The sequence below is a fragment of the Burkholderia sp. lig30 genome (genome assembly GCF_000687455.2).
Classification (GTDB): Bacteria; Pseudomonadota; Gammaproteobacteria; order Burkholderiales; family Burkholderiaceae; genus Burkholderia.
The window spans coordinates 1-5,543 of sequence record NZ_JGVW01000018.1; the positions used below are offsets into that span (position 1 = coordinate 1).

Genomic DNA, 5,543 nt, shown 5'->3' on the forward strand with positions numbered 1-5,543 from the left:
GCTGATGTTCGGCGCACCGTCGGTGAACAGCGGCCAGCCGCCGTCCTGCTGCTGGATGCGCCGCAGGTAGCGGCCGATCTTCTGTTCGAGCTCGAGATTCGGCGTTTCGCCGAGGTAGTGCACGAGCAGGATGTACTCGGCGGGAATCGTCGAATCCGCCTCGAGTTCGTAGACCCAGTGGCCGTCGGGTTTCTGCGCGGCCAGCAGCGCGTCGGTCGCACGCGTGACCGCGGCTTCGAGTTCGGCCGGCACCGTGTCCGCGGACAGGGTTGCCATATCGGTGAGGTCGTTCATCGGTCCATCTCTCTTATTGTGTTTGGAGCACGTCGGCAGCCGTCTGGCCGGAACGGGTCGCGCCCTCGATCATCGCGGGCAGGCCGGTGGCCGTCCAATCGCCCGCAAGCACAAGATTGGTCCGGCGCGTACGCGCCGCCGGACGTTTCATTTCGATCACGTGGACCGTCCCCGCCATCGGGTCAGAACAGCGCGTATCGCGCCACGATCATCATCAGCCGTGCTTTCGGCTTGCGGACCGGCGCGCGCGGCGCATCGAAGCCACGTGCGATCGCCGCCTCGAGAATGCAGCGGTATGCGCCCGACATGATGCGCGGTGCCTTCACCTGCGCGCGCGGCGACGCATTCATCACCGCGTCGGCTTGCTCGAAATGGCCGAACGCGCGCTCGGCGAGCGTCGCGCACACGCGCGGCAGCGCCGGATGGCGCGCGATCGTCAGTGGATCGGAAATCTCGATGCCTTCGCGCAGCAGCAGCTCGCGCGGCAGGTAGCAGCGGTTGATCGCCGCGTCGTCGTCGATGTCGCGCAGGATGTTGGTCAACTGCAATGCGCGGCCGAGATGGTGCGACAGCGTGCGTCCCGCGGCCTCGGGCATCCCGAAAATCCTCACCGACAAACGCCCGGCCGAGCTGGCGACGCGATCGCAGTACAGATCGAGCGTCGGCTCGTCAGGCGCGCAGATGTCTTCCGCGGCATCCATCGCCATGCCGTCGATCATCGCGTGGAAATCGTCGCGCTGCAGATCGAATGTGCGGATCTCCCGCGTGAGCGCGGCAAGATGCTTCGGCGGCTGCCCGGCAAAGCAGGCGTCGATGTCCGCGCGCCAGCGGTCGAGGCCGGCTGCGCGTTCGGCGCGCGGCAGGTCGCTGTCGGCGATGTCGTCGACCGCGCGGCAGAACGCGTACACCTGGTACATTGCATCGCGTTGCGCGGCCGGCAGGATGCGCATCGCGAGATAAAACGAACTGCCCGATGTCACGGCAGCGGCGTCGGTTTCGTGATCGTCCACGACGAGATTGGAAACGGCCAAGACGAGCTCCACGGGGACGCCCACACGGGGCGATTGAAGAAGCCATGCCCGGCTGGGGATGGTAAATGCGTACGAGATGTGCGAGATGTGCGAGCGATGAACGCAGACAGGCACAATTTACCGGCGGGTCGCCGGAATTGGCCGCAAGTATAACAATCTTTGAAGGGCGATGGCGGCGCGAGGCGGGCCGGCGCGCCGTCAACCGTAGACGATGTCGCGCTGCAGGTCGAGCGCAATGAGCCCCATCTCGTGCGCGAGCTGCAGCATCGCGCGCCGCTCCAGCCGCGAGCCCATGAAACTGGTCACGCGGCCGTCCGCCTCGGCGGTGAACTGGAACACCGCGCCGCCCGTGCCGAACCAGGCGCCGGGCACATCGTCGGACTCCCGCCAGTCGACCTCCGCGAACACGCGCGCGATGCCCGCGCGCACCACGTCGCTCGAGCCGATCTCCGGCGGAACCTCGCCCAGATCGTCGAGGGAATAGGGGCCGGGCTTATCCGGCCGCCGATAGAAGAGGTAGTCGACGTTCATGGGGTATGACCATCAATAAAACGCCAAAATAACCCGAGCGCCATGGCTTTGAAATCAGATTAGGACGAATTGTGGCCTGTGCAAGACATACCGCGCCGGCGCTTGGGGCAACGCCCATTCATCACTAAGATGACGATTTGTCCGACGCACCGATCACAACGCACCACAACGCATCATGGAGACGAACGTGACTGTCGCACCGCCCGCATCTTCGCAATCTGCCGCAGCATCAGCCGGCGCCCATCCCGCCCCGTCCCGCCGGGTTTTCGTGCTCGTGCACGGCGCCTGGCACGGCGCGTGGTGCTACGCGCACGTCGCGACCGCGCTCGCCGCGCGCGGCCATCTGGCGATCGCGCGCGACCTGCCGGCGCACGGCCTGAACGCACGCTTTCCCGCGTCCTATCTCAAGCGTCCGCTCGATGCGGCCGCCTTCGCCGCCGAGCCGTCGCCGGTCGCGAACACGACCCTCGACGACTACGCGTCGCAGGTGATGCAGGCCGTCGACGACGCGTATGCGCTCGGCCACGGCAAGGTCATCCTGGTCGGGCACAGCATGGGCGGCATCGCGATCACGGCGGCCGCCGAGCGGATGCCGGAGAAGATCGCCGGGCTGGTCTATCTGGCCGCGTTCATGCCCGCGTCGGGCGTGCCCGGCCTCGACTACGTGCGCGCGCCGGAAAACCAGGGGGAGATGCTCGGCCCGCTGATGCTCGCGAGCCCGCGCGCGGCCGGCGCGCTGCGCGTCGATCCGCGCAGCGACGACGCGGCCTACCGCGCGACGGCCAAGCGCGCGCTGTATGACGATGTCCCGCAGGCGGAATACGAGGCGGTTGCGAACCTGATGAGCTGCGACGTGCCCGCCGCGCCGTTTGCGACGGCCATCCCGACGACGGCAGGGCGGTGGGGCGCGATCCCGCGCCATTACATCAAGTGCCTGCAGGACCGCGTGATCCTGCCGGCGCTGCAGCAGCGCTTCATCGACGAAGCGGACGCGTTCGTGCCGGACAACCCGACGCGCGTGCATCAGCTCGACAGCAGCCATTCGCCATTCATCTCGCAGCCGGCGGTGCTGGCCGGCGTGCTGGCGGACATCGCGAAAGGCTGACGGCGCCCCGGGCCGCGCGCGTTCGCGGCCCGACACGTGCCGGGCTCAGGCCTCGTAGGCGACCGAGCAGTTGCGGCCGCTGCGTTTCGCGCGATAGAGCGCGGCATCGGCCTCGTTGATCACGACCTCGCAGGTCGCCGCGGCCGGATGCGCGGCCGCGCATCCGACGCTCGCCGTCACCGGCACGCTCAGGCCGTCGACCTCGACCGGCGTGCCGCCGATCGCCTGGCGTACCTTCTCGGCCACCAGCATCGCCTCTTCGAGCGCGGTGCAGGGCAGCAGCAGCGCGAACTCCTCGCCGCCGAAACGGCCGAAGATGTCCTGCGACCGCACGATGTCGGCGACGCGGCCCGCCATCACGCGCAGCACGGTGTCGCCGACCAGATGGCCGAAACGGTCGTTGATCGTCTTGAAGTGATCGAGATCGAACAGCAGCACCGACAGGCTGCCGCCATAACGCTGCCAGCGCGAGAATTCGTCACGCAGGCGCGCCTCGAAAAACCGCCGGTTCGCGATGCCGGTGAGTCCGTCGAGGTTCGCGTGCTCGCGCAACTTCACGACGGCCTCCTCGCGCTCTCGCTGCATCACGCTCACGTGCGTGACGTCCGAGATCGTCACGCATACCGCCTCGACGTCGCTCCCGCGCGTGAGCGGCATGAACGTGCAGTCCTGCTGCATGAAATCGATGCCGCCGGTGATCGGGCGGTCGTGCTCGAAACGGAACAGGTAGGGGCGCTGCTCCCACGAGCTGAACGCGAAACTGCCGAGCTGGAATACGCTCTCGACCTTGCGCGTGAGCCACGCGCGCGGCAGCTCCGGAAAACGGTCGAACAGGTTGCGGCCGAGCACGTCGTCGGCCGGGATGCCGCTGTGGTCCTGCATGAAGCGGTTCCACATCAGCACGTTCATCTCACGGTCGAGCACGAAAATGCCGAATCCGACCCGCTCGATGACGAGGTCGCTCAGCGGGGAGGAGGGGGCCGTCATAGCTCGGACAGCAGCGTGTCGAGCGCGTCGCTCATCAGGCGGATCGAGTCCTCCGCCATCAACATCACGAAGTGCGCGCGAAAATCGTCGTTCTCCAGCGTGAAATTCACTTCGAGCAGCAGCGCGACGCTCCACGCGATCGCGGCCGGCTGGAACACGTCGTCGAACGACACGTTCGCGCCAAGAAGACCCGGCGGAAAGAACACCGGCGTGCGGCCCAGTTCGCCGAGGATCGACGCGACGCACGCGCCGATCAGCACATTGGCGACGTCGAACACTCGCTCGGCCTGCGCCGTGTCGTCACCTCCGTCGCGCTCGCCGCGCGGGTGTTCGTCGTCGTCGAACGCACCGTCGACGAGCGCCGCGATCTGGCCCAGGCCCGCACTGCGGCACAGCATCAGCGCCTCGCCCTTGATGTCGGCGCGAAACCCCTGGCGCACGGCCGTGACGTTTTCGCGGATGCCGGTCATCTCGCTCAGCGCGCCGCTCGCGTCGGTCGCGCGCACGACGCGCAGGCGCGGCACCGACAATTCGATGAATCTGCCGAGCAGCAGCGCGAGTCGCGCGCCGGCGCGACCCATCGCGAGATTGGCGATTTCCTGCAACGCATCGCGTTGCGTGTCCGTGAATACCGATTCAGGCATACAACCCATACTCCTTGAGAATGGGCAGCAACGCCTCCGGGCTCACGGGCTTCGCGACGAACGCAATCGCACCCAGCTCCCGCACGCGCTCGCGCGCGATCGGCTGGATGTCGGCAGATACCACGATCACGAACGTGTTCAGATCTTCGTGGCGCAATGTCTCGAGTACCTGATAGCCGTTCATGTCCGGCATCGTCAGGTCAAGGAACATCACGGAAGCCTTGCCGTCACGATAAAGCGCAAGTGCCTCGCGGCCGTTCGTCGCGTACGCGATTTCGACATCCCAGTCCGCCGGTAGCGCCTTTGTCATCAACTTGCGAGCAAGCAGCGAATCGTCGGCGATCACAATGGGCAGGGACATGGGTGACGAAGCGATAAAAGGGATGGTCTCTTTCGCGAGAACGACGGCTTGTGGCCTTTTACAGGGGCAGCGCAAACCAGGAGCGTCCGCAGGCAGGCATGGCACACCGATACGACGACATGGCACCACGCTCGCCGTTCGGCGCACGATCCCTGCTGCACCCCGGCATCAACGGGCGCTTGTCCGTAAGGGAAAGCAAATTGCGATTCTCTGAGTAAAACCAGTGCCGTGCAACTCGCCATTTTTCCCGTTTCAAACAAAATCAATCGCCAGAACCCCGTATTGGGAAAAACCATCGACCATTTTTCGGATAAGGACGCAAAATTTTTCCTTGTGTACGTTTGCGCTGCCGGATTCGTCGCGTTTTCAATCAGACAAATACTATGCCGGGATCGTCAACCCGGCCAGCGGCGGCGCGATTACCCGGAATGCGATCGCAACTTGTTTACGAGGGCAACGCGATCGGCTCGATCGGCAGCAGCTATCCGCAAGCTGCCGCCGTGTCGAACTTCGGGACGAGCGGCAATCGGCTCTGGCCGTCGCTCAAGCAGCCGAGGGCGCCGGAGGGAGCGGGGGAGGGAGCGGGGGAG

The 5,543-nt window shown here is 66.0% G+C and carries 6 protein-coding genes and 2 pseudogenes; 1 reads left to right on the forward strand and 7 read right to left on the reverse strand.

Annotated features, from left to right (window positions below; translation table 11 throughout):
• The 4 genes and pseudogenes from LIG30_RS01265 to LIG30_RS01275 all read right to left on the reverse strand — a co-directional run.
• A pseudogene (locus LIG30_RS01265) lies at nucleotides 1-294 on the reverse strand (prenyltransferase/squalene oxidase repeat-containing protein); the annotation flags it as partial.
• Between the two features lie 13 nt (nucleotides 295-307).
• Nucleotides 308-478 (reverse strand): annotated as a pseudogene (locus LIG30_RS25845) (FAD-dependent oxidoreductase); the annotation flags it as partial.
• Nucleotides 477-1,325, reverse strand: coding sequence for a presqualene diphosphate synthase HpnD (gene hpnD, locus LIG30_RS01270; protein ID WP_038708994.1), 849 nt, complete (start codon nucleotides 1,323-1,325; stop codon nucleotides 477-479). The pseudogene LIG30_RS25845 and the gene hpnD, both read right to left, overlap by 2 nt.
• 198 nt (nucleotides 1,326-1,523) lie before the next feature.
• Nucleotides 1,524-1,856 carry a hypothetical protein gene (locus tag LIG30_RS01275; protein ID WP_038708988.1) on the reverse strand — a complete coding sequence of 111 codons (333 nt, stop codon included), beginning with the start codon at nucleotides 1,854-1,856 and terminating at the stop codon, nucleotides 1,524-1,526.
• 175 nt (nucleotides 1,857-2,031) lie between these two features.
• Between LIG30_RS01275 and LIG30_RS01280 the strand changes: the two genes are divergently transcribed.
• On the forward strand, nucleotides 2,032-2,961 hold the full coding sequence (locus tag LIG30_RS01280; RefSeq protein WP_038708989.1) for an alpha/beta fold hydrolase: 930 nt from the start codon (nucleotides 2,032-2,034) through the stop codon (nucleotides 2,959-2,961).
• A 45-nt stretch (nucleotides 2,962-3,006) separates the two neighbouring features.
• Here the strand turns inward: LIG30_RS01280 and LIG30_RS01285 are convergent, their stop codons facing one another.
• From LIG30_RS01285 to LIG30_RS01295, 3 genes are read right to left on the reverse strand one after another with little or no spacing between them, the layout of a single operon-like run.
• On the reverse strand, nucleotides 3,007-3,948 hold the full coding sequence (locus LIG30_RS01285; RefSeq protein ID WP_038708990.1) for a sensor domain-containing diguanylate cyclase: 942 nt from the start codon (nucleotides 3,946-3,948) through the stop codon (nucleotides 3,007-3,009).
• A complete protein-coding gene (locus LIG30_RS01290) occupies nucleotides 3,945-4,592 on the reverse strand; it encodes a chemotaxis protein (RefSeq protein WP_038708991.1) in 648 nt (215 codons plus the stop codon). Before LIG30_RS01290 ends, LIG30_RS01285 begins: the two co-directional genes overlap by 4 nt.
• Nucleotides 4,585-4,953: a response regulator gene (locus tag LIG30_RS01295; RefSeq protein ID WP_038708993.1), complete on the reverse strand. Its 369-nt coding sequence runs from the start codon at nucleotides 4,951-4,953 to the stop codon at nucleotides 4,585-4,587. The genes LIG30_RS01290 and LIG30_RS01295 overlap by 8 nt, the downstream gene beginning before the upstream one ends.
• Between the last annotated feature and the right edge of the window lie 590 nt (nucleotides 4,954-5,543).